The organism is Plantibacter sp. M259 (assembly GCF_006065115.1).
In the GTDB taxonomy this organism is placed as follows: Bacteria; Actinomycetota; Actinomycetes; order Actinomycetales; family Microbacteriaceae; genus Plantibacter; species Plantibacter auratus.
Window position 1 is genome coordinate 857,417 of the sequence record NZ_CP040750.1, and the last position, 26,477, is coordinate 883,893.

The window sequence follows — 26,477 nt, forward strand, 5'->3', positions numbered from 1 at the left end:
GGGCCCGGTCGGATGTCGACCGGGCCCTTCGTCGTAGCCGCGGATGCGCTCCGGGCGTCTTCGGAGGGGTCAGCGGGTACGCTCGTGGGACGGTCGGCACCACTCGACGACCGAGGAGGAGACGATCGATGGCGGCACCCATGAGCACCGGCGGCAGACTCGGAACGGCAGCGGCCGTCGTGGCAGGCCTCGGGGCCCTCACCTTCGGGTACGCGTCGGTGATCGAGCGCAACGCCTTCACGCTGCGCAGGGTGACCGCTCCGGTCCTCCCGCCCGACGCCGAGCCGATCACCGTGCTGCACCTCTCCGACCTCCACATGGCACCCTGGCAGCGCCGGAAGCAGGCCTGGCTGCGGTCGCTGGCGGATCTCCGGCCGGACGTCGTGATCAACACGGGCGACAACCTGGGACATGAGCAGGGCATCGACGGGATCCGGGCTGCGCTCTCGGTGTTCGCCGGGGTTCCGGGGGCGTTCGTGCACGGCTCGAACGACTACTACGGTCCGACCGCGAAGAACCCCTTCAAGTACTTCACCCAGACCTCCTCGAAGCACGTCTCCCCGACGACGCTCGACACGGGCGCGCTCGAGCGGTTCTTCATGGACGAACTCGGCTGGATCGACCTCAACAACGCGGTCGGTGAGATCTCGGTCGGCGGGACCCGCCTCGACCTGTTCGGCGTCGACGACCCGCACAAGCACTTCGACCGCCTGGACACCCTGACGGCGCTCATCGACGAGCGACTGGACGCAGAGACCTTGGAGACCGACGACCCGTCGCTGGCGCACACGGTGACGGTGGGCGTGATGCACGCTCCGTATCGTCGGGTGCTCGACGCGTTCGTGACGCAGGGTGCGCAGTTCATCTTCGCCGGGCACACCCACGGTGGTCAGGTCTGCGTGCCGGGCTACGGGGCACTCGTGACGAACTGCGACATCCCTCGCAAGCAGGTGAAGGGGCTCAGCGTCTGGCGCCATGCGCTCCGCTCGGCGTACCTGAACGTTTCGGCGGGTGTCGGCACGTCCATCTACGCGCCCGTGCGCTTCGCCTGCCGGCCGGAGGCGTCGCTCGTCACGCTCCTCCCCCGCCGCACGGTGGTCTGACCGGGCCTGGCTGCCCTTCGACAGGCTCAGGGACCGGGAATCTCCGGTGATGGCCGCCCTTCGACAGGCTCAGGGACCGGGAATCTCCGGCCCGAACACCCTGCGCCGGCATGAGCGCCCTCCGCCGGTCACTGAGCGCCCTCCGCCGGTCACTGAGCGCCCTCTGCCGGTCACTGAGCGCCCTCTGCCGGTCACTGAGCGCCCTCTGCCGGTCACTGAGCCTGTCGAAGTGCTGCCCTTCGACAAGCTCAGGGACCGGGACCCTCCGGGCTTTGCTGTCGGGGTAGCGGGATGTGCAACCCGCCGGCCCGGCGGACCGCCAGCCCGGGGAAACAGAGAAGCCCGGCCAGACGATCTCTCGTCTGACCGGGCTTGTACTGTCGGGGTAGCGGGATGTGCAACCCGCCAGCCCAGCGGACCGCCAGCCCGGGAAAACAGAGAAGCCCGGCGGATACTTGCGTATCTGCCGGGCTTGTACTGTCGGGGTAGCGGGATTTGAACCCACGACCTCTTCGTCCCGAACGAAGCGCGCTACCAAACTGCGCCACACCCCGATGGCCCGAAGGCCTTGTCTAGGATAGCCGATTTTTCAGCGGCTGTTCGCCACTTCCTGGAATCGGTGGATCCCGGACCGGATCGACCGGGCGCCGCCATCGCCGCCCGGCCGACCCGTGATCTCACGCCTGCTGGCGGCGACGCACCATCACGGTACCGAGCGCGGCGGCACCGACGGCGAGGAGCCCGCCGGCGACCCACGGGAGGGCGGTTCCGGCGAACCCGGTGTCGGCGAGGGCGTTGCCCCCGGCGGACGGGTCGGAGGCCGATGCGGCGGCCGCAGCGGCGTCCGCGGGGTCCAGGACGGTGAAGTCCGACGAGTCGGTCACGGCGCCCTGGGTCGCGGTCAGCGTGTAGGTGCCTGCGGGGTCCGCAGCCGTGTCGATGGAGACCTGGATGTCGCCGGCCGCGTCGGCGACGGTCGACAGCGTGCGAGCGGAGACGCCGGCCGCGGAGGAGTCGATGGTGATCGACACCGTCTGGTTCGCGGCCCAGAAGTCCGAGCACGAGTACGAGACCGCCGCGCCGCGCGCGACGCTCGCCGGCGTGATCGAGTTGCAGCTGCCAGGACCGTAGCTGTCGCCCTCGAGTGCGTTGGCTGCGGTGGGCAGCGCGACGACGGCGAGGACGACGAGTGCGGCGGCGGAGAGAGTTCGTTTCATGTGCGGGCCCCTAGGTGTGCGGATGGCGCATGCGCTGCGTGATGCGACATGCGGACAGGGCCTGGAGCCGAGCGCTGTTCACTCGTGGCCTCCATGGCCGTCATCATGCTAGGGCAGCTGTCATCTCACCACGGCTGGAAAACCGCGGAATTCCGCGGATGTGACCACCTTTGGGGGTACGGCCTGTCCGTCTGGCGCCATGTCGCGCGAGGACGGTGTCAGGTCGTGGTCCGAGCGGGCGACCGCTCGGACCACGGACTCCGACCGACGGATCAGGCCGTCTTCCGGCGACGGATCGCCATCGCACCGACGACACCGGCACCGACGACGAGCAGTCCTCCGCCGATCCACGGCAGGGCTCCACCGTCGAAGCCTGTCGAGGCGAACTCGCGCTCCGAGACCTGGAACGAGGCGCTCTCCGTGGTCGCGCCCTGGGTCGCGGTCACCATGCAGGTGCCGGACGCGGTCTTGCTGGTCTCGATCGTCACCGCGAACGCACGGGCGGCGTCGGCGTTGAACGTGCCGGACGTCGGCACGGCGCTCTGCTCGGCGGCCTGCTCGGTCGCGCCGGCGGTGTTGGGCTTCGCCGCGGGAATGCTGCAGCCGGGCCCGGCGACGGTGACCGTCACCGGAGTGCCGGGATCGAAGGTGCCGTCGCAGCGGAAGACGGTCGACTCCCCCTGGGTCACCGACACCGGTGTGAGGGTCGCACAGCCGGCAGGGCCGTAGGTGGACGAGTCGGTCGCTGCACTCGCGGCGGTCGGGGCCGCGAAGACTGCCAGGAGGCAGAGCGATGCTAGGGCAAGGGTGCGCTTCATGTTGATATCCCCAAGGAACGTCGAATACCCCCTGCGTCCGCCGATTTCGGGTGGGCGTCCGCGCGAGGTTCCTCAGGGTCACGAATTCGGGTGCGTGGCTTCCTGAGGTGTTGTCATGCTATGTCAGGAGCCGCACCGAGGGAAGGCTGAAATGGTCGTTTTGCCCGTGATTCCGGGGGTTGTGACCAGGTTTGGGGGTACGTCGGAGGCCTTCGGAGCGAGCACCGTGAAGACGAGTTCCCTTGTCGCCCCCGGAGTGAGGGTCACGTCGGTCTGGGCGTAGAGACGACCGTTCGGGTCGGTCACGGCCTTGACCGGCAGGTCCTCGCCGTCGCTCGCACCGAGCAGGGTCGCGCCGAGCGGGCCGTGGATCACGACGCGCGTCGCGATGTCTCCCGCGGGGGTGCCGAAACGCCCGCCCGCGGTCACGTAGTCCGGCAGGGAGGTCGCAGCGTCCGCCGGCGCGGTGGACGTCAGGGTGACGGCGACGACGTACTCGGCGCCCTGCTTCGTGCACCGGGCGTCGCGGATGTCGACCTTCGTCGCCAGGTAGTAGTCCATCTTCGCGCGGGTGAGGTCCTCGAGGTAGACGCCGGTGTAGACCGCGGCGTCGTCGGTCGCCGGTGGGATCCCGGCGAGGCTCGTCTGGGCGATCAACGCCTGTTCTGCGGGGACCGCACTCCACACGTGGAGACGGTTCTCGGCGCCGGACTCGGACAGGGCCTGGACGAGCGCGCCGGGGTCTGGCGAGCGGGAGATCATGCCCTCGAACACCGCACCCGAGACCGCGGCGAAGAACGCGTCCTGCACGAGCCGGTCGGGGAACCGGGCGTAGACGTCGCTCAGCAGCGTCTTCGCCGCGTTGTCGGCGGTGAGCTCGGTGCCGTCCGGAAGGGCGACGGGTCCGGTCGCCTCCAGCAGGTGCGCGAGGACGTAGGGGTCGACGGCGACCACGGTGTCGATGGGCACGCCGAACACCTGGGTCCCCATGGCTGCGGCAAGCTCGCCGGTGCGGCTGAAGTCGACCGTGAGGTTGGTGTCCTGGATGTACCGGCCGAGGTTCTCGGTGTAGACGTTCTGCTCGAACGGGGTGAGCGGCAGAACGGGGGCGGGGAATCCGGAGAAGTCGTCGCTCCCCCGGGTGCCGACGAAGGAGATGACGCCGTTCTCCGCGTGGATGAGGGCCACCGCCCCGGCGATGCCGCCACTCGAGCGCAGCTCCGCGTTGTTCTGGATCATCACCATGATGTTCCGAGGCCCGGCCCCTCCCGCCATGTCCGGCAGGAGCGCCGTGGCCCGCGCCGCGGTGTCGAGCATCGTGGATGCACCGGTGATCGTGCGGGTGAGCTTCTCGACGGCGTCGGCGACCACCGGCAGCGCACCGTCCGTGCCGATCGTGTCCACGCGCCCGGCGATGGTGTCAGCCGCTGCGGCCGCCTCGGCCACGGTCGGCGCGACGGCGCGGAGCGGCTCCGTCGCGATCGAGCCGTCGCCGGGGAGCAGGGACGACAGGTTCACCTGATCGGCGATCTCGACGACCTTCGGGACGACATCGACCGCGACGTCGTCGGTCGCAGCGGCAGCCTGTCGCACCGCGGAGAAGTTCACGCCGAGGAACGGGACCGCCTCGGCCGCCCGCCAGATGGGATCACTCGTCAGCGACACCGCCTCGCCGGTGTGCTTGGTGAGTGCTCGCTGCGTGGCCTCAGTGTTGCTCGCGTCGCCCGCGAGCACGGCCGACTGGAGCGATTTCGCCTCCGACTGGGCGGCTTCGAGCGCGTTCTTCGCCAGAGACGCCCGGACGCCGAGCCAGGCTCCGAGCGCGAGGACGACGAGGAGGACGGCGAGTGCGATCCACCACAGACGCGAACGCCGGCGGCCGGGCAGGCGGATGCCGGCCGTCGCCGGGCGTGGGTCAGCCAAGAGTGCTCCTTGTTCGGGTAGGCACAGCCTAACCGTCGGATGATGGCCGCCGAGGGTCGGTGCACGCCCCCTTTCAGGGGTGGACGGCGCACGCGGCAACCGGGCTCACGGCCGCTCATGGCCTACGATTGCGAGGTGCTGTCAGCACCCTCGTCGACCGATCTGGAGCCACACCGCAGATGACCCGCACGCCGCGCATCGTGATCGGGATCCTGCTGCTGCTCTGCCTGTCCGTCATGCTCGGCATCGCGTTCTGGCCGACGCCCGTCGATGCCGACGGCCGGACGACGCTGCTCGCGATCCTCGACCGCTTGCAGGCCGCGGGTGCCCCGACCTGGTTCGACTACCGCTTCGTCGAATCGGCCGCGAACGTCGTGCTGTTCATCCCGCTCGGCGCGCTGCTGGCTCTGGAGCTGCCGTTGCGGCTCTGGTGGATCGCACCGCTGACGACGACCCTGTTCTCGGTCGCGATCGAGCTCGGACAGACCCTGCTCCCCGAACGCGTCGCGACGATCGCCGACGTCTACGCCAATGCGGCCGGAGGGCTGCTCGGCGCGACGATCGTGCTCGTCGTCCGGCTACTCGTCACCGGTCACGGACGCCCGAGACCGACGTAACGCCAGCCGGCGCCCCGCCAGGCGTCCACGTCGAGGCAGTTGCGTCCGTCCACGATCGTCTTGCCCGCGGTCAGTTCGGCGACGGCCGAGGGGTCCAGGGCGCGGAACGCCTTCCACTCGGTCACGACGACGACGATGTCCGCGTCCGTCACGGCCTGCTCGGCCGAATCCGCGAACGTCAGCTGCGGGTGGAGCCGACGCGCGTTGGGGACGGCTTCAGGATCGAAGGCGAGCACCTTCGCACCCAGTCCGTTGAGGCCGACGGCGACGTCGAGGGCCGGCGAGTCGCGGACGTCGTCGCTGTCGGGCTTGAAGGCGAGCCCGAGTACTGCGACCCGCTTCTGGTAGGCGCTCCCGCCGAGCTCCTCCACGACGAGGTCGATGACGCGCTGACGACGACGAAGGTTGATCGCGTCGACCTCCTTGAGGAACGCCACCGACTCCCCACGGCCGAGCTCCTCGGCGCGAGCGGTGAAGGCGCGGATGTCCTTCGGCAGGCAGCCGCCGCCGAACCCGACACCGGCGTTGAGGAAGCGGCGACCGATCCGGGCGTCGTAGCCGATCGCGTCGGCGAGCTCCGTGACGTCGGCGTCGGTGACCTCGGCGATCTCCGCCATCGCGTTGATGAAGGAGATCTTCGTGGCGAGGAACGCGTTCGCGGCGACCTTCACGAGCTCCGCGGTCGAGTACCCGGTGGCGACGAGCGGCGTGCCGGTCGAGAGTGCCTGCGCGTAGACCTCGTCGAAAGCGGCTCGCGCGACGGCGGCGTCCTCGGGAGCCGGCGGCAGCCCGTACACGAGTCGGTCGGGTGCGATGGTGTCCTGCACGGCGAAGCCCTCCCGCAGGAACTCGGGGTTCCAGGCGAGCACGGCGCCGGTGGGGGCGACGAGTTCCGCGAGGCGCGCAGCGGTGCCGACGGGGACGGTCGACTTGCCGACGACGACGTCACCAGCGGACAGGTGCGGCAGCAGTGCCGTCACCGCGGCGTCCACGTAGCGCAGGTCGGCCGCGTTGGAGCCGGCCTTCTGCGGCGTGCCGACCGCGACGAAGTGCATGGTGGCCCCGGCCGCGTCGGCCATGTCCGTGCTGAACCGCAGGCGGCCTGACTCGACGCCGGCCAGCAGCAGCTCCGGCAGGCCGGGCTCGAAGATCGGCGAGCGTCCGGCGGCGAGCGCCTCGATCTTGGCCGGGTCGACGTCGATGCCGACGACCTCGTGCCCGATCGATGCCATGGCGGCCGCGTGCACGGCCCCGAGGTAGCCGCAGCCGATGACGGAGAGCTTCATGCGTGTGATCCTTCGCTGGTGGGAGGTGCGGTGGGCGTGCTGGACAGGCGACCGCCGGACTCCTGCAGGTAGCAGACGCCGCAGAGCGATTCATAGGTGACGGTGGTGCCGTCGATGGCGACCTGGTCGCCGTCGAAGACGAAGGTGTCGCCGAACCGGCGGCCGTTGAAGATCGCCTTCCGACCACACCGACAAATGGTCTTCAGTTCCTCGAGGCTGTGGGCCACCTCGAGGAGGCGGCGGCTCCCGGGGAACGCGACGGTCTGGAAGTCGGTCCGGATGCCGTAGGCGAGCACCGGGATGCCCTCGAGCAGCGCGATGCGGAGCAGGTCGTCGACCTGCTCCCCGTGGAGGAACTGGGCTTCGTCGACGAGCAGGCAGCTGACGTCCTCGCCGGTCTCCCGCACGACGCGGCGACGGTGCTCCGCGAACACCCGGACGGCGTCGTCGTCAGGACCGAGCAGGAAGTCGGCGTCCCGGGTCACGCCGAGGCGACTGACGATGGCGGCGTCGCCCTTCGTGTCGAGGGAGGGCTTGGCGAGGAGGACGCGGTGGCCGCGCTCCTCGTAGTTGAACGCCGCCTGGAGCAAAGCGGTGCTCTTGCCGGAGTTCATCGCCCCGTATCGGAAGTACAGTTTCGCCACCAGGCAAGCTTAGGGTTCCAGGGCTGCACCTGTCGCATCCGACGACGGGCCGGGCGGGCACCCGTGCGGCGGCTACAGCGAGATGTCGAGGGCCTCGGCGGTGTTCTCGAGGACCTTCGCCGCCGTCTCGGGGACGTCGTTCAGCGTCGAGCCGTAGGTCGGGATCATCTCGCGGAGCCTCGGCTCCCATGCGGTCATCCGGTCGGGGAAGCACTTGCGCAGGACGTCGAGCATGATCGGCACGGCCGTCGACGCGCCGGGAGAAGCGCCCAGCAGTCCCGCGATCGTGCCGTCCGCACCCGTGATGACCTCGGTGCCGAACTGCAGGACGCCGCCCTTGGCCTTGTCCTTCTTCATCACCTGGGCGCGCTGCCCGGCCTCGATGAGGTACCAGTCCTCGTCCTTGGCCGTCGGCAGGAACTCGCGGAGGCTGTCCATCTTCTGCGTGCGGGACTGCAGGAGCTGCCCGATGAGGTACGTGATGAGACTCGGGTTGTCTTTGGCGACCGCCAGCATCGGGAGCAGGTTGTGCGGTCGCACCTGGGTGACGAGGTCGAGCATCGATCCGCGCTTGAGGAACTTCGGGCTGAACGTCGCGTACGGGCCGAAGAGGAGGCTCGCCTGTCCGTCGACGACGCGGGTGTCGAGGTGCGGGACCGACATCGGCGGGGCCCCCACCGAGGCCTGGCTGTAGACCTTGGCCTGGTGCTTGGAGACGACCGCGGGGTTGTCGGTGCGGAGGAACTGCCCGCCGATGGGGAAGACGCCGTAGCCCTTGATCTCCGGGATCCCGGACTTCTGGAGCAGTTTGAGCGCCCATCCGCCGGCGCCGACGAAGACGAAGCGTGCGTTGATCTCCATCGGTGAGCGACCGAGGGTCTGGCGGCCACGGATGCGCCACGTGCCGTCCTTCAGCCGCTTGAGCGACCGGACCTCGTGGTTGGTGCGGACGTGCGCGTTCGGCGCTGCGCCGAAGAGCTTGTGCGTGAGTGAACCGAAGTCGACGTCGGTGCCCGCGGTGATCCGAGTGGCCGCGATGCGTTCGCCGACGGCACGACGGTTGATGAGCAGTGGAGCCCACTCGGCGATGACGGCCGGGTCCTCCGAGAACTCGATGCCGGCGAAGAGCGGCTGATCCTTCAGCGCCTCGTAGCGCTTCCGCAGGTATTCGACGTCCTTGTCGCCACGCACGAACGTCATGTGCGGGGTCGGGTTGATGAAGGTGTCGGGTGCGCCGAGCAGGCCCTCTTCGACGAGGTGCGACCAGAACTGGCGACTGAGCTGGAACTGCTCGTTGATGCCGATGGCCTTCGCCGGGTCGACCTGGCCGTGGGCGTCCTGCGGCATGTAGTTGAGCTCGCACAGCGCGGCGTGGCCCGTCCCGGCGTTGTTCCAGGGGTTGGAGCTCTCGAGTGCGACGTCGCTCAGGCGCTCGTACACCTCGACCTTCCAGTCAGGCTGCACCTGGTGGATGAGGGCGGCGAGCGTGGCGCTCATGATGCCACCACCAATGAGGGCTACGTCGATGGTTTCGGTCACCAGAGCAGTCTAGTCGCGGCGAGGCCCGAGCTCTCCACCCGCGTGCTGTCGCTGATCGCGTGCTGAGAGATCGCTCGATGTCGAGACACTTCGGCCCGACTGCCTGGCCCTCGGCTCAGCGTCCGGGGAGCGCGGGGGTGAGGGCGTCGAGTTCCTCGAGCATGCGCTGCGCGAGGTGCGCGTAGCCGGCGTCGCTCGGGTGGAGGCCGTCGGCGGAGATCCACGTCGCCGGGTCCTCGTCCAGCCAGTGTGACGCCCCGGAGATGTAGTCCGCCCCGATGGTGTCGGCGGCGTCGTGCACCCATCCGATGATCTGCTCGACGGAGGCCGGTCGCTCGGCGGTGTACCACCAGGGCTCCACCACGATGATGCGGGTGCCGGGCAGCCCGTCGCGCAGCCGCTGGAACTCCGGCAGGATCGCCTCCTGGATCGCCTGCTCGTTGCCGGTCCACTCGAAGTTGTCGTTGATGCCGAGCGCGACGATGAGGACCTCGGGGTGCTGCGCGATGACGTCGGCCGTGACATCGCCGACCTTGTCGCGCTTGCGGACGAAGCCGAGACCCGGGTAGCCGGCGTTGTACTCCGTCCAGCCTTCAGCCTTCGCGACGAGCGAAGACCAGCGCGCGGCGGGCGACGACGCTGCCGAGCCCTTCGTGTACGAGTCGCCGTAGAACGCTACGAGCGGTCCGACCGCGACCTCGGAGCCGGAGGTGTCGGCGCGGGCGACCGTCGTCTGCTGGACGTCGGCCCGCAGACCACTCACGGTGATCACCGCGGTGACGGCGATGGCCGCCGCGATGAACGCGGCCAACCAGCGTCGGCGCAGGCGTGGTCGCTGGCGGGCCATGTCGTCGTCCCCGATCGGGTGGAGGGAGGGCCGGTCAGACCGTCGCGGGCTGTGCGAGCAGCTCGGCGGCGACGAGCTCGGCGATCTGCACCGCGTTGAGGGCGGCACCCTTGCGGAGGTTGTCGTTCGAGATGAACAGGGCGAGGCCCTTGCCGGCCGGCGCGCTCTGATCCGGACGGATGCGCCCCACGAACGACGGGTCTGCACCGGCGGCCTCGAGCGGCGTCGGCACGTCCGACAGCTGGACGCCCGGGGCGTCGCTGAGCAGCTCGATCGCACGTTCCGGCGACAGGTCGCGCGAGAACTCGGCGTTGATCGACAGCGAGTGGCCGGTGAACACGGGCACGCGCACGCAGGTGCCCGACACGAGCAGCTCGGGGAGCTCGAGGATCTTCCGGCTCTCGTTGCGGAGCTTCTTCTCCTCGTCGGTCTCGCCCAGTCCGTCGTCGACGATCGAGCCGGCGAGCGGGATGACGTCGAAGGCGATCGGGGCGACGTACTTCTCGGGAGCGGGGAAGTCGATCGCGGAACCGTCGTGGACGAGTCGGGTGAGGTCGCCCTGGGCGACCGCGGCCTCGATCTGGCCGGCGAGTTCAGCCGCACCGGCGAGCCCGGAACCGGAGACGGCCTGGTAGGTGTTGACGATGAGGCGGGTGAGCCCGGCCTCGGCGTCGAGGACCTTGAGGACCGGCATGGCCGCCATGGTCGTGCAGTTGGGGTTCGCGACGATGCCCTTGACCGCGTCCTTGATGGCGTGCGGGTTCACCTCGCTGACGACGAGCGGGACCTCGGGGTCCATCCGCCACGCGCTCGAGTTGTCGATGACGAGCGCACCCGCAGCGGCGAACCGCGGAGCCTGCGTGCGGGAGCCGGTCGCGCCGGCCGAGAACAAGGCGATGTCGATGCCGCTCGGGTCGGCCGTCTCGACGTCCTCGACCACGATGTCCTGGCCACGGAACGGGAGCGTCGTGCCCGCCGAGCGAGCCGTCGCGAAGAAGCGGATCTCGCTGATCGGGAACTCGCGTTCCTCCAGCAGGCGGCGCATGACCTTGCCGACCTGACCGGTCGCTCCGACGACACCGACACGTACACCGTTGCTCATGGGGATTCCTCTGGTTTCAGGGGTTGTTGTGAACCATCTTGCATCAGGATCGGCGGGATCGCGCCCGTCGGTCCTCGGTCGGCTTGGTTCCGGAGCCTGTGGAGGAGCCGGCTCAGCGGCCGGTGCCACCGTGGACGACGGCTTCGTCCTCGCCGTCGAGACCGAACGCGGAGTGGACCACGTTGGCGGCCTTGTTGAGGGTGTCGGCGCGGGTCACGACCGAGATGCGGATCTCGCTGGTGGAGATCATCTCGATGTTGATGCCCGCTGCGCTGAGCGCCTCGAAGAGCTTCGCCGAGACGCCGGTGTTCGTGCGCATGCCGGCACCGACGAGGGCGAGCTTGCCGATCTGGTCGTCGTGCTGGATGGCCGAGAAGCCCACCCGCTCCTGCTCCGCCGCGAGCGCGCGGAGGACCTGCTGCGCCTCGGGCTTCGGCAGGGTGAACGAGATGTCGGTGACGCCGGAGACGGCGGTCGACACGTTCTGGACGATCATGTCGACGTTGCCGCCCGACTTCGCGACGATCGTGAAGATCTCCGCCGCCTTGCCCGGCAGGTCGGGGACACCGACGACGGTGATCTTGGCTTCGCTGAGGTCGGTCGCGACTCCGGCGACGATGGGCTGCTCCATGGGTGCCTCACCTGCTCCTGGGTTGTTGCGGCCCGCGTCGTTGAGGACGAGCGTGCCTTCGTTGTTGTTGAAGGACGACCGGACGTGGAGCGTCACGCCGTGGCGGCGTGCGTACTCGACGGCGCGGATGTAGAGGACCTTGGCGCCCGAGGCCGCGAGCTCCAGCATCTCCTCGCTGGAGATGCGGTCGATCTTCCGGGCCTTCGGGACGACGCGGGGGTCGGAGGTGAAGATGCCGTCGACGTCGGTGTAGATCTCGCAGACGTCGGCGTCGAGGGCGGCGGCGAGCGCGACGGCCGTGGTGTCGGAGCCGCCGCGACCGAGCGTGGTGATGTCGCGGGTGTCGCGGTTGAAGCCCTGGAAGCCGGCGACGATGACGATGGCGCCGTCGTCGAGGGCCTCGCGCAGGCGCACGGGGGTGACGTCGACGATGCGCGCGGCGCCGTGCTGGGCGTCGGTGATCATGCCGGCCTGGCTGCCGGTGAAGGACCGTGCGACGTAGCCCATGCTGCTGATCGCCATCGCGAGGAGCGCCATCGAGATGCGCTCGCCGCTGGACAGCAGCATATCGAGTTCGCGGGGCGCCGGGATGGGCGTCACCTCGTGGGCGAGGTCGAGCAGTTCGTCGGTCGTGTCGCCCATCGCCGAGACGGCGACGACGACCTCGTTGCCCGCCTTGCGGGTCTCCACGATGCGCTTCGCCACGCGCTTGATGCTCTCGGCGTCCGCGACGGAGGACCCGCCGAACTTCTGCACGATCAATGCCATCGGATCTCCTGGGGAAGTCGGTGCGGGCACGAGCGGCCCAGCGATCATCCTACCCATCCGGGCATTCCGCGCCGTTCATGTGACGAAGGGCACCCTCACCCGCTCCGGGGCGGGAGATCCGCCCGACAGCAGGACGCGTCGGCGCGTTCGGCCCTGCTGTCGGGCCGATCTCCTGCGGTGGGGAGCCGGGTGAGGCTCGGTAGGGTTGGCCTATGCAGCAGGAAGACGCTCGGGTGCTCGCGACGGTGCGGCGCCTCTGGCAGGGGCTCGCCTCGCCGACCGCGCGCTTCTCCGCCGGCCGCGTCGCCGTCGTCGTGAACGCCGGCTCGATGGCGTGCCCGCCCGGCTGGATCGGCGTCGTCGAGATCGACGGCAGCGCCCTCCTGATCGTGCCCGACGAGGACACCGCCAGGCGGCTCGCCATCGAGGACGAATCACCGAGGAGCGTCGGGACGGTCGAGTTCCTCCGCTCGCGGGTGCAGGTCGCGGAGGTCCTCGGGCCGGCGACGCTCGACTACCTGCTGCCCGGGCGGTTCCGACCGGCCGAGGAGATCGACGTGGTGGCGAGCAAGGCGAGTGATCCCGCCATCGAGTCGCTGCTGTCGAAGGTGGGCGACGACGAGGCCTCGGAGAGCGGGATCTTCGGCATCACCTCGCCGCTGTTCTCGGTGCGCGAGCACGGTCGGGTCCTCGCCGTCGCCGGCTACCGGTCGTGGCCGTTGGGCGTCGCGCACGTGACGGCGTTGACCGCCCCGGAGGCTCGCGGGACCGGTCTCGCGACCCGACTCGCGTCGACCGCGGTCGAGCATGCCCTCGCGGCCGGGCTTCTCCCCCAGTGGCGGGCCGCCGACACGAACCCCGGCTCACGCGCCGTCGCCCGCAAACTCGGCTTCTCCGCGATCGGCCGGCAGCTGTCGGCCCGTCCGGTGGTCGCCGAGTGGCCGGCGCCCTCCGCCGACGCCTGAGGCGCGCCCGGCTGCCCTAACTCAGGAGTCCGTCGGCACGGCGGAACGCACCAGCCCCGACACACCGGCCGACTCCTGAGAAAGGGCCGATGGCAAAAAACAGGGGCGGAGGGGCGGGCGACGAGACGGGGTGGTCAGCCGCTGACGACGGTGCGACCCTCGAAGGCACGACCGAGGGTGACCTCGTCGGCGTACTCGAGGTCGCCGCCGACGGGGAGGCCGGAAGCGAGGCGCGTGATGCGGATCCCCATCGGGAGGAGCAGCCGACTGAGGTAGGTGGCGGTCGCCTCCCCCTCGAGGTTCGGGTCGGTCGCGATGATGACCTCGGTGACGGTGCCGTCGGCGAGGCGCTGCATGAGACGACGGATGTTCAGGTCGTCGGGTCCGACGCCGTCGATCGGACTGATGGCGCCGCCGAGCACGTGGTAGAAGCCGCGGAACTCACGCGTGCGCTCGATGGCGACGACGTCCTTCGGCTCCTCGACGACGCAGATCAGGGCCGGGTTACGGCGCGGGTCGCGGCACACGCTGCAGAGGTTCTGCTCGGAGATGTTGCCGCATATCTCGCAGAACTTGACCTTCTCGCGGACGACGGTGAGCAGCTCGGCGAGCTTCGACACGTCGAACGACTCCGTCTGGAGGATGTGGAACGCGATGCGCTGCGCCGACTTCGGACCGATGCCGGGCAGCCGCCCGAACTCGTCGATCAGATCTTGGACGATTCCCTCGTACATGGCCTACCGCCCTCCGGAGCGCGGCTCGTGCGGCTGCTCCTCGATGAATGTGGCGCCGAGGAGCTCGCGGACGACGCTCTCGCCGTACCGGTTGTCGCCCGCGGGGTGGGACGTCGGCACCGGGGGCGCCTGGCGCATCCGGACCGGGGGCTGCGGGCGCTGCTCGGCGACCGGGGCCGCAGGCGGTGCGGCCTGCGGGGAGCCGGCGGGCGCTGCGGATGGCGCGCCGGCCGACGGGGCTGGAGCAGGAGCCGACGACTCGAACGGGTCGGGGTACGGCGGCTCGTCGTCCGGCGGCGGTGCGTCGTCGTCGGACGGGATGGAGACGACGTCCCAGGTGACCGTGCGCGAGCCGAGCGCGTCGCCGTTGGACGGGCCTCGGGCGGGTGCCTGCTGGCGCGGCGGGGCCGACGGCTGACGCTGCGCGGGTGAGCTGGCCGGCGTCTCGGGTGCTCCAGATCCGGCGGGTCGCCCGGGCTGCCCTTCGACAGGCTCAGGGACCGGAGACGGCTGCGTCGACGAGGCAGGCTCGGGCGCGGACGCGGGCCCTTCGACAGGCTCAGGGACCGAGGACGGCTGCGTCGACGAAGCAGGCTCGGGCCCTTCGACAGGCTCAGGGCCCGGAGACTGCTCAGGGACCGGGGACGGCTCGGGATCGTCGGCCGGCGGCGCGACCGTCGCCCACGAGGAGGCGGAGACGGAGGTCTGCTGCTCCGCCGGGGCGGGTACCGACGACGCTGCGGTCGCTGGTGCCGCAGATGATGGCGCGGCGTCGGCCTGCGCAGCGGAGGCGGGCTCGCCACCGGCTGGTGCGACGGTGGGCCACGACGAGCGGGATCCCGACCCGCCGCTGCCGGCGGACGACTCCGGGGCTGCGGGGCGGGGACGGTCTGCGGCAGGCTCGGGGTCGACCAGGCGGACGACTCCGACGACGGAGCACCGGTGGCGGGCGCAGCGGCGCGCGGTGCCGGCGGCTCGTCGGCACCGGCCACCTTGGCGAGGTACTTCACCCGCACGCCGAGGACGTCGAGGACCGCCGTGCGCAAGACCTCCGCGACACCGGTGCCGGGCGCGTGCCGTGCCTTGAAGTCGTTGAGGTCGCTGTTGTTCGCGAAGACGAGCGTGAGGACGTCGTCGTCCGAGTACCCGCTGACCTGGGTGTTGACGACGATCATCCAGGCCTTGCGGTCGGCCTTCTCGACCCGCGCCACGATCTCGGGCCAGGCGTCGCGGATGTGCTGCAGGGTGACCGGGCCGACCCGAGGGGCGGCGGGGGTCGGTGCGGTGGTCTGCGCCTGGTCAGGCTCCTGCGCCGGTCGACGGTCGGGGGCCGTGGACTGGCCGGAAGCTGCGGACGGGGCGGCAGCCGGGGCGGAGCTCGCCGCCGTGCTCGCGGGGGCCGCGCTGGCGGGGACCAAGCTGGCGGGGGCCGGAGCGCGATCGGCGACCACGGGCTGCGCCGAGACCGCGGCCTGACCGCCCTCGGCGGCAGCACCGTCGAGACCGATGCGACGCTCGAGCCGCTCCACCCGGGCCAATGCACCACGAGCGGAGTCGTCGGCTGCGGGCACGAGGATGCGCGCCATCATGAGCTCGAGGTGGAGCCGGGGTGACGTCGCGCCCGTCATCTGGGTGAGCGCCTCGTTCACGACGTCGGCCGTGCGCGACAGTTCGGCGATGCCGAACGCCCGCGCCTGGGCGAGCATCTTGTCGAGTTCGTCCTGCGGGAGCCCGCGGAGGACCGCCGCCGCGTTCTCGCCTGTGGCGGCCACGACGATGAGGTCGCGGAGTCGCTCGAGCAGGTCGTCGACGAAGCGGCGTGGGTCTTGGCCGGTCTGGATGACGCGGTCGACGGTGCTGAAGGCTGCACCCGAGTCGCGGGCGGCCAGGGCGTCGACCACTTCGTCGAGCAGGGCCGTGTGGGTGTAGCCGAGCAGGGCGACCGCACGCTCGTAGTCGACTGAGTCACCCTCGGAGCCGGCCATCAGCTGGTCGAGCAGGGACAGCGTGTCGCGGGCGGAACCGCCACCGGCCCGGACGACGAGCGGCAGCACGCCGGCCTCGACACCCACGTGCTCGCTCTCGCACAGCTGCTGGACATAGTCGAGCATCTGCGCCGGCGGGATGAGCCGGAACGGGTAGTGGTGGGTGCGGGAGCGGATCGTGCCGATCACCTTGTCGGGCTCGGTCGTCGCGAAGATGAACTTCACGTGCTCCGGGGGCTCCTCGACGATCTTCAGCAGCGCGTTGAAGCCCTGCGGGGTGACCATGTGCGCCTCGTCGAGGATGAAGATCTTGTAGCGGTCGCGCGCGGGAGCGAAGATCGCGCGCTCGCGCAGGTCGCGGGCGTCGTCGACACCGTTGTGGCTGGCCGCGTCGATCTCGACGACGTCGAGCGAGCCAGAGCCGTCGCGGGAGAGGTCGACGCAGCTCGCGCAGACACCGCACGGGGTGTCGGTCGGGCCCTCGGCGCAGTTGAGGCAGCGGGCGAGGATGCGCGCGGACGTCGTCTTGCCGCAACCACGCGGGCCACTGAACAGGTACGCGTGGTTGACGCGGTTCGTGCGCAGGGCCGTCATGAGGGGATCGGTCACCTGCGCCTGACCGATCAAGTCGGCGAACGTCTCGGGCCGATACCGGCGATACAGAGCTGTGACCACCCACCAATGGTAGCCGTCGCCCCCGACATCGGAGTCGGGGATCGGACTCCCCCGTCCGTTCGCCCATTCCCGGGCGAACGAACGTTCCCTCGCCCAGGAATGGGCGAGGGAACGTGTGCTTCAGGCGGAAGCCGTCAGCGTCGGACGATCATGATCCAGGAGAGCTGCACGTCGGTGCCGCCGCCCGAACCGACCGGATCGAGCGTGATCGACAGACGGCCGTCGGCATCCGGCTGCACGGACGACAGCGTCGCCACCGTCGGAGTGCCGGTGATCGGCTGTGCGCTGAGCAGTGTCGTACCGTTCGCCCCGATGTCCGCGCGCCGGTTGTCCGCCCACTGCGACCACGGGTCGTACAGCCCGACGTACACGTCGTAGCTCCCCGCGTCGAGGGAGTCGAACGCGTACTCCAGCGTGCGGTCGGTAGCGGAACTCGCGACGTAGCGGAGCGACTCCGAGAACGGCCCGTCGGTCGTGCCCGTCTCGGCGCCGACGACGCCCCAGTTCGCGCCGGTGGCCGCGTCGGCCCCGAGCGTCCGGTCGAACGTCGAGTTGAGCAGGGTGCCGTCGGCGTCCGCCACCGAGCGGATCGCGTCGTACTCCGGCGACGCCGATCCCCCGGCGTCGACGAGGTAGACGAGGTCCTTCGGGACGACCGTCACCTGCCTGGTCACGGGGCGGGACACACCCTCGACCGTGCCGGTCAGCGAGACCGGGCCGGGGACGGCGAGCGCCGCCGTGTCCCACGTGATCGCTCGGGTGGTCGTCGTGCCGCCCTCCGTGACCTGCGCCTCGCTCGGCAGGGTGCTCGCGTCGCCGAGCCGGACGGTCGCCGGCACGTCGACGTCGACCGCGACCTTGCCCTTCCCCTCGAGGTCCGCGAGCGTCCACTCGTCGTACCACTTCAGGGACAGGGATCCGTCGTCGCCGAACTCGAGCGGGAGCCAGACGGCCGGCGCGTTGCGCAGGTCGGACGGCGTCCAGCGGTCGCCCATGTAGATGAACTTGCCGGCGGCCGCGTCGATGGGGATCACGGACGTGCTCTGGCTGCCGTGGGTCGTCGACGCACCGGAACCGGTCACCGGGTTGCCGTGGTCGGTCCACTCCCCCAACATCGATTCGGCGGTGGCGTACTTGGCCGCGTTGGGGTTCCAGCCAGTCGCGCCGGAGGTGATGAGGTAGTAGGTGCCGTCGTAGACGAACACCGCCGGAGCCTCGCGCTGCCCGCCGATGTAGGTGCGGGTGAAGTCCTCGCCCTTCACGGCGCGGTCGACGGGTGCGGACAGGAACATGAAGTTCGACGACAGCTTGGAGATGAAGAGGGTCAGGTTCTCCTCGCTCGCATAGATGATGTAGCCGGTGCCGTCGACGTCGGTGAAGAGGTTCATGTCGCGGGCCATGCCGGGGCTGTCGGGCTGGTAGTTCGGCTCGCCCTCCGGCGCGACGTTCAGGCGGTAGCTGTCCACGTAGCGGAACGGGCCGGTCGGTGAGTCGGAGACCGCGACCCCGGCGGTCGCCTTCGCGTACTGCGCGTCGGACGTCGCACTCGGGCCGTCGGTGTGGATCCACATGACCCACTGCTCGGTGGCGGCGTTGTACATGACCTTGGGCCGCTCGAGGATCGCCGCCGGGACGGCCGGGTCGCTCGGGACCGTCAGGAGGTCGCGGACGACCGCCGCGCGTTGCTGGGCCGTGTAGTCGGCGTACAGCTCGGCTGCGGCCGGATCGGTCGTGAGCTGGTCGGCGGTGGACAGGGCCTGCAGCGCGAGGCCCTCGTCGGTCCAGTTGTAGAGGTCGCGCGAGGAGTACACGTGCACCCCGCGGCTGCTCGCGTAGCCGTTCCACCGGTCTTCGCCGTACCAGTAGTAGATCGGCTGGCCGTCGGCGTCCGTCGACGGCACGACCTGCCCGCCGTGCGCCTGGATCGGGTTGCCCTGGTCGTCCACCCAGGCCTGACCCGGGCGGAACGAGTCGTAGGTGACGATCGGCCGGAGTGCGGTGAGTGCGGCACCGAGCGCGTCGTAGGCTGCGGTGAGTGCCGCGGTGTCGGTCGACCCGGCGTCCACGAGCGCCTGGGCGTCGGCGATCGCCGCGTCGAGGACGGCGAGCGAGTCGGCTACGTAGCCGGCGCGCTGGCCCTCGTCGAGCGTGACGGCTCGGATCTTCGCCGCGAGCACCTCGGTGGATGCCGTGTGCGGTGCTCGGATGACGAGGTAGTTGACCGCGGGGTCGGTGTAGGTGTTGGTCCGGCCCGCCGGGCTGTGGACCTCGAGGTCGAGGGTGCCGTCGTCGACGCTCACCGTGAGCTGCTGCTCGAGGAGCGCACCGGCCGGCGCGGTGACCTGGGCGAGCGTCTCGCCCTCGGCCTTGAGGTCGAGCGGTCGTGCCGCCCAACCGCTCGGCAGGTTGAACCCGAGGGTGACCTCGTAGTCACCGGCCGGGAGGTCGAAGGCGTAGTCGACCGACCGCGTCGGGAGCGAGCTGCCCGCGGGCGGTGCGTCGTACCGGAGGGAAGCGGTCTTCTCGGTCCCGGAGGAGCTGTTCGCCGTGGGGTTGCTGTTCGCGTCGGCGACGAATCCCCAGGACGCGCCGGTGGCGGCGTCGACCCCGTAGGACTGGTCGGTGCGTGACTGGTACAGCCCGATGTGGTCGCCGGCGGAGACCGCGTCGGTCACCGTGCTGCCGGCGTTCGCGAAGTAGAGGACGAAGTCGTTGGCGACGAGCTCGTCGACCGTCGGGCTCGGGTAGCTCGGTGCAGCCTCGGCGCGTGGTGCGTCCGCCGTGACGAGTGCGCCGGAGAGCCCGAGCGCGAGGACGACCGCGCCCGCGACGCCACTGCGTCCGACACCGCCGCTGGAGGAGGCGTCTTCGGCGGAGTTCGAAGCTGCGACCCGACGACGGCGGAGGATGAGCAGTGCACCCGCGAGCAGGAGTACCGCAGCCACGATCACCGCGGCGGTGATCGAGACACCCGACACGGCGAGCCCACCGGCACCGCCGGCATTCGTGCCCGAACCGGGCTGACCGGCCCCCGGGTTCACCCCGGGCTCGCCACCCGGCCCGGTTCCGGGATCGGTGCCGCCGGGCAGGGACTCGACGGTGTTGCCCGGGCCGCCGTTCGTGCCACCGGCGACGGGGACCGCACCGGCGGCGGCGACGGCGCCCGTCTCGCCGAGCGCGACACCGGCCGCGAGGAGACCGTCGGGCAGCGCCGAACGGGCGTCGTCGGCACCCCAGACGGTGACCGATCCGTCGGCGGCGATCGCCCCGGACAGGTACGGACCCGCGAAGACACGGACGACGTCGACCCCGTCGAGGGACGCCGGCACCTCGGTCTGGCCGGAGCCGTCCGCACCCCAGGCGAGGACGGTGCCGTCGTCGGCGAGGGCGAGCGCGTGGTCGGCGCCGGCGGCGAGCTGCACGACGTCCTCGTCGGCGAGCGCCGGCGGGAGCTCGAGCTGCCCGGCGTCGCTCCGGCCCCAGGGGACGACGTCACCGTCGTCGGTGAGGGCGACGGTGAAGCCGGATCCGATGGCGACGTCGGTCACGCGTGCACCGTCGAGCGCGGTCGGGAGGTCGTTCTGTCCGAATGCGTCGTCACCCCAGAGCGCGAGCGTGCCGTCGGCGCGGACGGCGGCCGAGTTCGGTCCGCCGGCGGCGATGCGGAGGACCCGGTCGAGTCCTGCCGGGACCGTGGCCTGGCCGTCGGCGTCGCGACCCCAGGCGGTGACGGTGCCGTCGGCGGCGAGCGCGAGCGAGTGGTTCGTGCCGGCCGCCACCTGGGTGATCGTCCCGGTGAGGCTCGGGACGGTCGCCTGGCCGAAGCCGTCGGCGCCCCAGGCGAGCACGGTGCCGTCCGCACCGAGCGCCACGGCATGGCCGAGACCTGCGGCGACACCGGTGACCGGGGTGCCGACGAGCTCCGCGGGAGCCGCGGGATCACCCCAGCTGAGCAGGGCCGCCGTTGGCGCCTCGGCAGCGGACGCGCTCCCGGCCGTCAGGGCGGTGGTCCCGACGATCGCGACCGTCAGGAGGCCGGCAGCGAGGCCACCCCGCCGCAGGACGGCGGCACCTCCATCCGGTGTCGATCGGTCGGTTCGTCTCGTCGCTCGTCGCATGCTGCGGCGTCCTTTCACGTCATCGTGGGGTGCTGCGTTCGGATCGGTCCCTGAGCCTGTCGAAGGGCGGGGAGAGGTATTTGGGGCCCTTCGACAAGCTCAGGGACCGGGATTGGGGTCAGGGACCGGGGCGGGTGGGCGGCTAGAACTCGGTCGGGCCGAGCGAGGGGCGGGCGAGGAAGGAGAGCGTCGGCGTCGTGAGCGCATGGAACTCGAACACCGTGAAGCGGTTCTCCCCGGCACGGAGCTGGCCGCCGGGGACGTACAGCGTGTGCTGCGGCCCCCGCGACCAGTAGCGGCCGAGCAGGAAGCCGTTCACCCAGACGAGCCCCTTGCCCCAGGCCGCGGTGTCGAGGAACAGGTCGGTGGGCGCGTCGAGCGTGACGGTGGCGGTGAGCAGGACCGGCCCGGCACCGCTGATCGTGGCGCCGGACGTCCGCGTGGCTGCGGCGTCCACGACGGCGTCGAGGCGGTCGAGGGCCACGGGGGCGATGCCCCACGACGTGAGTTCCACGCTGTCGAGCGACACGGGCCCGATGATCCCCTTCGGCTCCCCGAGGCGCTTGCCGTAGTTCACGCGGCCCTGGTTCTCGAGGAGGAGTTCGAGCGTCTCGCCCGCCGGGATGACGATGGACCGCTCCTTGAACTCGCGGGTGAGCGCGCCGACCGGCACGCCGTCGACGGAGACGACCACGCGGTCGCGCACCTCGGCGAAGCGGAGCACCCCGCCGCGTCCACCGAGCGACGCCCGGTAGCGCGCCAGACCGCTGAACGCTCCGAGTTCGTCCATCGTGGGGATCCGGTCGAACGCCTGGAGCGGCGCGATCTCGTCGGCCACGTCCGCGAAGGGGACCTCCTGCTCGAAGGACACGGTGAACGCCGGGGCGTCCGTCGCGGCGGGCGGGATCTCGGTCGGCACCTCGGCGTACTTCGCGATCACGTCGCGGAAGGCGAAGAACTTCTCCGTCGGGTGACCCGCCTCGTCGAGGGGCGCGTCGTAGTCGTAGGAGGTGACGTGCGAGCGGTACTGCCCCTTGTCGTTCGCGCCACCGGTGAACCCGAAGTTCGTGCCGCCGTGGAACATGTAGATGTTCACGGACGCGCCGGCCGCGAGGAGGGCGTCGAGGTCGGCCGCCGTCTCCGCGATGGGCGTCGTGTGGTGGTGCTCGCCCCAGTGGTCGAACCAGCCGTCCCAGAACTCCGAGCACATGAGCGGCCCGGTCGGCTGGTGTTCACGCAGGGTCGCGAGGCGTTCGAGCGAGCGGCTGCCGAAGGAGCCGGTCTTGTGGAGTTCGGGGATGCTGCCGTCCTCGAGCATCTGGGCCGTGGGCTGGTCGACGGTCGTCAGCGGCACGGTGATGCCGAGCTCGCGGGTCCAGTCGGTCAGCGTGCGGAGGTAGTCGTGGTCGTCGCCGTAGGCGCCGTACTCGTTCTCGACCTGCACGAGGATGACGGGGCCACCGCGGTCGATCTGCAGCGGGGCGACGATCGGCAGCAGCGCCTCGAAGTACTCGCGGACGGCGGCCAGGTAGCGAGGCTCGCTGCGACGGAGGCCGAGCTCGGGGTCGTGCAGCAGCCAGCCGGGGAGGCCGCCGTTGTCCCACTCGGCGCAGATGTAGGGGCCGGGACGCACGATCGCGTACATGCCGGCGTCGGCGACGAGGCCGAGGAAGCGTTCGAGGTCGTTCACGCCCGTGGTGTCGAACACGCCGCGCTCGGGGCTGTGCTGGTTCCACGCGACGTAGGTCTCGATGGTGTTGAGGCCCATGAGCTTCGCCTTCGCGATGCGGTCCGCCCACTGCTCGGGGTGCACCCGGAAGTAGTGGAGGGCTCCGGAGAGGATCCGGAACGGCTGGCCGTCGAGCAGGAAGTCGTCGGCGCCGATGGAGAAGGTGGGCATGCTGGGGCTCCGTGATGAAGGGGTGCGGATGGAGCGACCACGGCCGGCCGGAGCGGATCCCGGAGGACCCTCCGACCGGCCGCGGTCGATGGTGCTGGTGCGACAGGTGCCGGTCGGCTACTTCTCGGTGACCGTGAAGCCCTGCGTGTTGCCGTACTCGACGAGCTGCTTCTGCCAGTCGGCGAGACCGTCGTTCAGGTCGGCCTTGTTCGCGTAGGACTGTCCGACGGTGTCGGCGAAGATGCTGTTCGCGTAGACCTGGTACGGCAGGTACTGCCACCCGGTCGACACGTCCTTCGCGCCCTGCACGAGGACCTCGTTGATCTTCTGGCCACCGAAGTACTCGGGAGCTGCGGAGAGGAACTCGTCGGAGTTGAGGTCGGCGGTCGTCGCCGGGAAGCCGCCGTTGTCGAGGAAGACCTTGACGCTGTCCTCGTCGTTGTTCAGCCACTTGAGGAAGCCAGCGGCGAGCGCCGGGTTCTTGCTCTGCTTCAGCACGACCTGGCCACCGCCACCGTTCTCGGCGTTGGCGGGCTTGCCGTCATAGGTCGGGATCGGGGCGACGCGCCACTGGCCGGAGGCCTCGGCGACGGACGACTCGAGCACACCCGGCATCCAGGCGCCCGTGATGAGCGTCGCGATGCTGCCGTTGCCGAGCGACTTGTACCAGTCATCGCTCCACCCGGGGACGTCGGAGAGCAGGTCGCCCTCGACGAGCTGGTTCCAGGTGTCGGCCCACTTCTTGGAGCCCTCGTCGGCGAGGTTGACGCTCACCTTGGTGCCGTCGGCGGTGAACGGACGTCCACCGGCCTGCCAGATCATGCTGGTCGCGAAGCCGGAGTCGCCGGAGTCGTTGGTGATGTACTTCGACGGGTCGGCCGTGTGCAGCTGTGCGGCTGCCGCGATGTACTCGTCCCACGTGGTCGGCACGGCGATGCCGTACTGGTCGAACACCGTCTTGTTGTAGAACATGGCCATGGGGCCGGAGTCCTGCGGGAGGGCGTAGAGGCCGTCGCCGATGTTGACGGAGCTCCACGGGCCGGGGCTGTAGTCGTCCTTCAGGTCGCCGAAGCCGTAGGCGTTGAGATCGACGAGGGAGTCGCTGAGCGCGAACTGCGGGATGGCGTAGTACTCGACCTGCGCGACGTCGGGGGCACCCTTACCGGCCTTGATCGCGTTCTGCAGCTTCGTGTACTCGGTGGTGTTGGTGCCGGCGTTGACGAGGTTGACCTTGACCTTGGGGTAGGCCTTCTCGAACGCGGCGACCTGCGCCTCGGCGGAGGGCGTCCAGGACCAGTAGGTGATCTCGCCACCGGCTTCGAGGGCGGACTCGATGTCCTTGGCGTCGCCCGAGGCGGTGCTGCCACCGCCGGACGAGCAGGCGACGAGCGAGGCTCCGATCATCGCGGACGCGACGGCCGCCGTGGCCGCGCGGCGCAGAACCGTGCGAGACGGTGAGATGCGCTTCATGGGTGTTTCCTTTCACTGCGTTGGGAGGAGGAGGTGATGCGGGTGGTGCGGGTTAGTAGCGGCTCCTGAGCCTGTCGAAGGGCAGGGACCGGTGGGAAAGCGGGTTGGGTGCGGGTGGCCCTTCGACAAGCTCAGGAACCGAGACCGCAGGAAGGATCAGCCCTTGACGCTGCCGGCGCTCAGACCGGACTGCCAGAAGCGCTGCAGGAAGAGGAACGCGATGACGATCGGGACGATGGTCAGGAGCGATCCGGTGATCACGAGGTTGAAGATCGGTTGTGCGGCGACACCGGTGGCCTGGGCGCTCCACTGGCTGAGGCCGACGGTGAGCGGATACCAGGTCGGCTCCGACAACATGATGAGCGGCAGGAAGTAGTTGTTCCAGGTCGCGACGATCGCGAAGAGGAGCACCGTGACGATGCCGGGGCCGAGGAGTCGCAGCGAGATCGTGAAGAAGGTGCGGAACTCCCCCGCGCCGTCCATCCGGGCTGCCTCGAGCAGTTCGGTCGGGACCGCGTCGACCGCATAGGTCCAGATGAGGTATAGGCCGAACGGGCTGACGAGCGAGGGCAGGATGACCGCCCACGGCGTGTTCGTGAGGCCGAGCTGGCTGAACATCAGGAAGGTCGGGACGGCGAGGGCCGTGCCCGGCACCGCGATGGAGCCGAGGATGATCGCGAACACGGCGCGCTTGCCGGGGAACCGGAACTTCGCGAGGCCGTAGCCGCCGATCGTCGCGAGGAGTGTCGCCCCACCGGCACCGACCACCACGTAGAGGAGCGTGTTGCCGAACCAGCCGACGAACTGCCCGTCGCGGTAGGTCAGGGTGTCGACGATGTTCTGCCAGAGGTTGAACCCGCCGTCGCCGAACCAGAGGCCGAAGGAGGAGAAGAGGTCGGGCTGGGACTTCGTCGCGTTGATGACGAGCCACAGGATCGGGACGACCGAGTAGATGAGGAAGACGGCCATGACGATCGTGAGGACGATCGAGCGCTTGCGACGCGGGTCGTGGCGCTTCCGGGTGGGCCGGTCGAAGGCACGCGGGTTGCGGGCGGTCCGGGTCGACACGGTCTGCGGGCGGACGGTCGGGTTCGAGACGGTGGCCATCAGCTGTTCTCCTGTCGGGAGCCGCGCACCTGCACGACGTAGGCGATGACGGCGGTGATGACGCCCATGATGATCGCGACCGTCGCCGCGAGGTTGAACTGCTGGCCGGCGAAGGACAGGTTGTAGGCGTACATGTTCGGGGTGAAGTTGCTCGTGATCACGTTGGGCGCGAGGTTCTTCAGCAGGTTCGGCTCGTTGAAGAGCTGGAAGGACCCGATGACGGAGAAGATCGTCGCGATGACGAGCGCTCCGCGGAGGGCTGGGATCTTGATGCTGAAGACGGTGCGGAACTGTCCGGCCCCGTCGATCTCGGCCGCCTCGTAGATCTCACCGGGCACGACGCGGAGGGCGGCGTAGAAGATGAGCATGTTGTAGCCCATGAACTCCCACGTCACGATGTTGCCGATGGAGGCGAGGACGGCCTGGGAGCTGAACGGCTCGAGGATCTGGGCGCCGACGAGGTCGTTGAAGCTGCCGGCGAGACCGAACTGGTCGCCGTAGATGAAGCCCCAGATGAGCGCCGCGACGACGCCCGGGACGGCGTACGGCAGGAAGAGCGCGATGCGGAAGAAGGCGGCGCCGTGGAGCCTGGCGCTGTCGAGCGCGAGCGCGGCGGTGAGCGACAGGGCGAGCATGATCGGCACCTGCACGACGAAGAACAGGGCGACACGACCGAACGGCTCCCAGAACTTCGGGTCCTGGAGGACCTGTGCGTAGTTCTCGAAGCCGACGAAGGCGTTGCCGCCGATGAGCTTCTCCTGGAAGAAGCTGAGGTAGAGCGCGTAGACGAGCGGCGCGATGATCATCAGCGCGAAGACGATCATGAAGGGGGCGATGAACGCCCAGCCCTTCCAATCCCGGCGGTCGCGTCGGTGGACACGGACCGCTGGTGGCCGGCCGGTGCGAGCGGTCGTAGTGGTCATGGGCAGCTTCCTTGCTGGGATTCGGGCGGAACCGTCGTGCGGTGGAGCCGTGCGGGGGAGGGATCGCGGCGGATGTTTGCGTCAACATCTGATCGGTACCATAGC

Annotated in this window: 19 protein-coding genes and 1 tRNA gene; 3 read left to right on the top strand and 17 right to left on the bottom strand. The window is 70.1% G+C overall.

Annotated elements, in window-relative coordinates; translation table 11 throughout:
• The first annotated feature begins 128 nt into the window (after nucleotides 1-128).
• Entirely contained in the window at nucleotides 129-1,103 is a 975-nt protein-coding gene (locus FGL15_RS03835) for a metallophosphoesterase (RefSeq protein WP_231884382.1), read from the top strand.
• Between the two features lie 480 nt (nucleotides 1,104-1,583).
• Here FGL15_RS03835 and FGL15_RS03840 read toward each other — a convergent pair.
• The 4 genes from FGL15_RS03840 to FGL15_RS03855 all read right to left on the bottom strand — a co-directional run bounded on the left by FGL15_RS03840 (nucleotide 1,584) and on the right by FGL15_RS03855 (nucleotide 5,061).
• Nucleotides 1,584-1,657: transfer RNA gene (locus FGL15_RS03840), tRNA-Pro, on the bottom strand.
• Nucleotides 1,658-1,780: 123 nt separating this feature from the next.
• On the bottom strand, nucleotides 1,781-2,320 hold the full coding sequence (locus FGL15_RS03845) for a hypothetical protein (RefSeq protein ID WP_138945023.1): 540 nt from the start codon (nucleotides 2,318-2,320) through the stop codon (nucleotides 1,781-1,783).
• 272 nt (nucleotides 2,321-2,592) lie between these two features.
• A complete protein-coding gene (locus FGL15_RS03850) occupies nucleotides 2,593-3,138 on the bottom strand; it encodes a hypothetical protein (protein ID WP_138945024.1) in 546 nt (181 codons plus the stop codon).
• 123 nt (nucleotides 3,139-3,261) lie between these two features.
• Nucleotides 3,262-5,061, bottom strand: a complete 1,800-nt coding sequence (locus FGL15_RS03855) for a DUF4012 domain-containing protein (protein WP_138945025.1) — start codon at nucleotides 5,059-5,061, stop codon at nucleotides 3,262-3,264.
• Nucleotides 5,062-5,240: 179 nt separating this feature from the next.
• Here FGL15_RS03855 and FGL15_RS03860 point away from each other — a divergent pair, with 179 nt between their 5' ends.
• Nucleotides 5,241-5,678, top strand: a complete 438-nt coding sequence (locus tag FGL15_RS03860; RefSeq protein WP_138945026.1) for a VanZ family protein — start codon at nucleotides 5,241-5,243, stop codon at nucleotides 5,676-5,678.
• Here FGL15_RS03860 and FGL15_RS03865 read toward each other — a convergent pair.
• From FGL15_RS03865 to FGL15_RS03890, 6 genes are all read right to left on the bottom strand, one after another.
• Nucleotides 5,654-6,964: a UDP-glucose/GDP-mannose dehydrogenase family protein gene (locus FGL15_RS03865; protein ID WP_138945027.1), complete on the bottom strand. Its 1,311-nt coding sequence runs from the start codon at nucleotides 6,962-6,964 to the stop codon at nucleotides 5,654-5,656. The two genes, FGL15_RS03860 and FGL15_RS03865, sit on opposite strands and share 25 nt — an antisense overlap.
• Complete coding sequence (locus FGL15_RS03870; RefSeq protein ID WP_138945028.1) at nucleotides 6,961-7,608, bottom strand: thymidine kinase; 648 nt, start codon at nucleotides 7,606-7,608, stop codon at nucleotides 6,961-6,963. The genes FGL15_RS03865 and FGL15_RS03870 overlap by 4 nt, the downstream gene beginning before the upstream one ends.
• Nucleotides 7,609-7,680: 72 nt before the next feature.
• Complete coding sequence (gene mqo, locus FGL15_RS03875; RefSeq protein ID WP_240773926.1) at nucleotides 7,681-9,105, bottom strand: malate dehydrogenase (quinone); 1,425 nt, start codon at nucleotides 9,103-9,105, stop codon at nucleotides 7,681-7,683.
• 157 nt (nucleotides 9,106-9,262) lie between these two features.
• Complete coding sequence (locus tag FGL15_RS03880) at nucleotides 9,263-9,994, bottom strand: SGNH/GDSL hydrolase family protein (protein WP_138945030.1); 732 nt, start codon at nucleotides 9,992-9,994, stop codon at nucleotides 9,263-9,265.
• Between the two features lie 34 nt (nucleotides 9,995-10,028).
• Nucleotides 10,029-11,096, bottom strand: a complete 1,068-nt coding sequence (locus tag FGL15_RS03885; protein ID WP_138945031.1) for an aspartate-semialdehyde dehydrogenase — start codon at nucleotides 11,094-11,096, stop codon at nucleotides 10,029-10,031.
• 112 nt (nucleotides 11,097-11,208) lie between these two features.
• Complete coding sequence (locus FGL15_RS03890) at nucleotides 11,209-12,495, bottom strand: aspartate kinase (protein ID WP_064296092.1); 1,287 nt, start codon at nucleotides 12,493-12,495, stop codon at nucleotides 11,209-11,211.
• 212 nt (nucleotides 12,496-12,707) lie between these two features.
• On the opposite strand from FGL15_RS03890, the gene FGL15_RS03895 reads away from it, so the two are divergent.
• Nucleotides 12,708-13,460, top strand: a complete 753-nt coding sequence (locus tag FGL15_RS03895) for a GNAT family N-acetyltransferase (protein WP_138945032.1) — start codon at nucleotides 12,708-12,710, stop codon at nucleotides 13,458-13,460.
• A gap of 134 nt (nucleotides 13,461-13,594) precedes the next feature.
• On the opposite strand, the gene recR is transcribed toward FGL15_RS03895, so the two are convergent.
• The 7 genes from recR to FGL15_RS03930 all read right to left on the bottom strand — a co-directional run bounded on the left by recR (nucleotide 13,595) and on the right by FGL15_RS03930 (nucleotide 26,372).
• On the bottom strand, nucleotides 13,595-14,194 hold the full coding sequence (gene recR / locus FGL15_RS03900) for a recombination mediator RecR (RefSeq protein WP_056014479.1): 600 nt from the start codon (nucleotides 14,192-14,194) through the stop codon (nucleotides 13,595-13,597).
• Nucleotides 14,167-16,854 (bottom strand): DNA polymerase III subunit gamma and tau, encoded by a 2,688-nt coding sequence (locus FGL15_RS03905; protein ID WP_138945033.1) that lies wholly within the window; start codon nucleotides 16,852-16,854, stop codon nucleotides 14,167-14,169. The genes recR and FGL15_RS03905 overlap by 28 nt, the downstream gene beginning before the upstream one ends.
• A gap of 134 nt (nucleotides 16,855-16,988) precedes the next feature.
• Nucleotides 16,989-20,972: a family 43 glycosylhydrolase gene (locus FGL15_RS03910; RefSeq protein WP_138945034.1), complete on the bottom strand. Its 3,984-nt coding sequence runs from the start codon at nucleotides 20,970-20,972 to the stop codon at nucleotides 16,989-16,991.
• 142 nt (nucleotides 20,973-21,114) lie between these two features.
• Entirely contained in the window at nucleotides 21,115-22,872 is a 1,758-nt protein-coding gene (locus FGL15_RS03915; RefSeq protein ID WP_138945035.1) for a glycoside hydrolase family 35 protein, read from the bottom strand.
• Nucleotides 22,873-22,989: 117 nt separating this feature from the next.
• Nucleotides 22,990-24,342: a sugar ABC transporter substrate-binding protein gene (locus FGL15_RS03920; RefSeq protein ID WP_138945036.1), complete on the bottom strand. Its 1,353-nt coding sequence runs from the start codon at nucleotides 24,340-24,342 to the stop codon at nucleotides 22,990-22,992.
• Nucleotides 24,343-24,498: 156 nt separating this feature from the next.
• Nucleotides 24,499-25,449: a carbohydrate ABC transporter permease gene (locus tag FGL15_RS03925; protein WP_085512471.1), complete on the bottom strand. Its 951-nt coding sequence runs from the start codon at nucleotides 25,447-25,449 to the stop codon at nucleotides 24,499-24,501.
• On the bottom strand, nucleotides 25,449-26,372 hold the full coding sequence (locus FGL15_RS03930; protein WP_064296050.1) for a carbohydrate ABC transporter permease: 924 nt from the start codon (nucleotides 26,370-26,372) through the stop codon (nucleotides 25,449-25,451). Before FGL15_RS03930 ends, FGL15_RS03925 begins: the two co-directional genes overlap by 1 nt.
• Between the last annotated feature and the right edge of the window lie 105 nt (nucleotides 26,373-26,477).

Bases quoted from the DNA above. Each gene is read 5' to 3' on its own strand.
- FGL15_RS03835 (WP_231884382.1), top strand. From the start codon at position 129: ATGGCGGCACCCATGAGCACCGGCGGCAGACTCGGAACGGCAGCGGCC.
- FGL15_RS03845 (WP_138945023.1), bottom strand. From the start codon at position 2,320: ATGAAACGAACTCTCTCCGCCGCCGCACTCGTCGTCCTCGCCGTCGTC.
- FGL15_RS03850 (WP_138945024.1), bottom strand. From the start codon at position 3,138: ATGAAGCGCACCCTTGCCCTAGCATCGCTCTGCCTCCTGGCAGTCTTC.
- FGL15_RS03860 (WP_138945026.1), top strand. From the start codon at position 5,241: ATGACCCGCACGCCGCGCATCGTGATCGGGATCCTGCTGCTGCTCTGC.
- FGL15_RS03865 (WP_138945027.1), bottom strand. From the start codon at position 6,964: ATGAAGCTCTCCGTCATCGGCTGCGGCTACCTCGGGGCCGTGCACGCG.
- mqo (WP_240773926.1), bottom strand. From the start codon at position 9,105: ATGAGCGCCACGCTCGCCGCCCTCATCCACCAGGTGCAGCCTGACTGG.
- FGL15_RS03880 (WP_138945030.1), bottom strand. From the start codon at position 9,994: ATGGCCCGCCAGCGACCACGCCTGCGCCGACGCTGGTTGGCCGCGTTC.
- FGL15_RS03885 (WP_138945031.1), bottom strand. From the start codon at position 11,096: ATGAGCAACGGTGTACGTGTCGGTGTCGTCGGAGCGACCGGTCAGGTC.
- FGL15_RS03890 (WP_064296092.1), bottom strand. From the start codon at position 12,495: ATGGCATTGATCGTGCAGAAGTTCGGCGGGTCCTCCGTCGCGGACGCC.
- FGL15_RS03895 (WP_138945032.1), top strand. From the start codon at position 12,708: ATGCAGCAGGAAGACGCTCGGGTGCTCGCGACGGTGCGGCGCCTCTGG.
- recR (WP_056014479.1), bottom strand. From the start codon at position 14,194: ATGTACGAGGGAATCGTCCAAGATCTGATCGACGAGTTCGGGCGGCTG.
- FGL15_RS03910 (WP_138945034.1), bottom strand. From the start codon at position 20,972: ATGCGACGAGCGACGAGACGAACCGACCGATCGACACCGGATGGAGGT.
- FGL15_RS03915 (WP_138945035.1), bottom strand. From the start codon at position 22,872: ATGCCCACCTTCTCCATCGGCGCCGACGACTTCCTGCTCGACGGCCAG.
- FGL15_RS03920 (WP_138945036.1), bottom strand. From the start codon at position 24,342: ATGAAGCGCATCTCACCGTCTCGCACGGTTCTGCGCCGCGCGGCCACG.
- FGL15_RS03925 (WP_085512471.1), bottom strand. From the start codon at position 25,449: ATGGCCACCGTCTCGAACCCGACCGTCCGCCCGCAGACCGTGTCGACC.
- FGL15_RS03930 (WP_064296050.1), bottom strand. From the start codon at position 26,372: ATGACCACTACGACCGCTCGCACCGGCCGGCCACCAGCGGTCCGTGTC.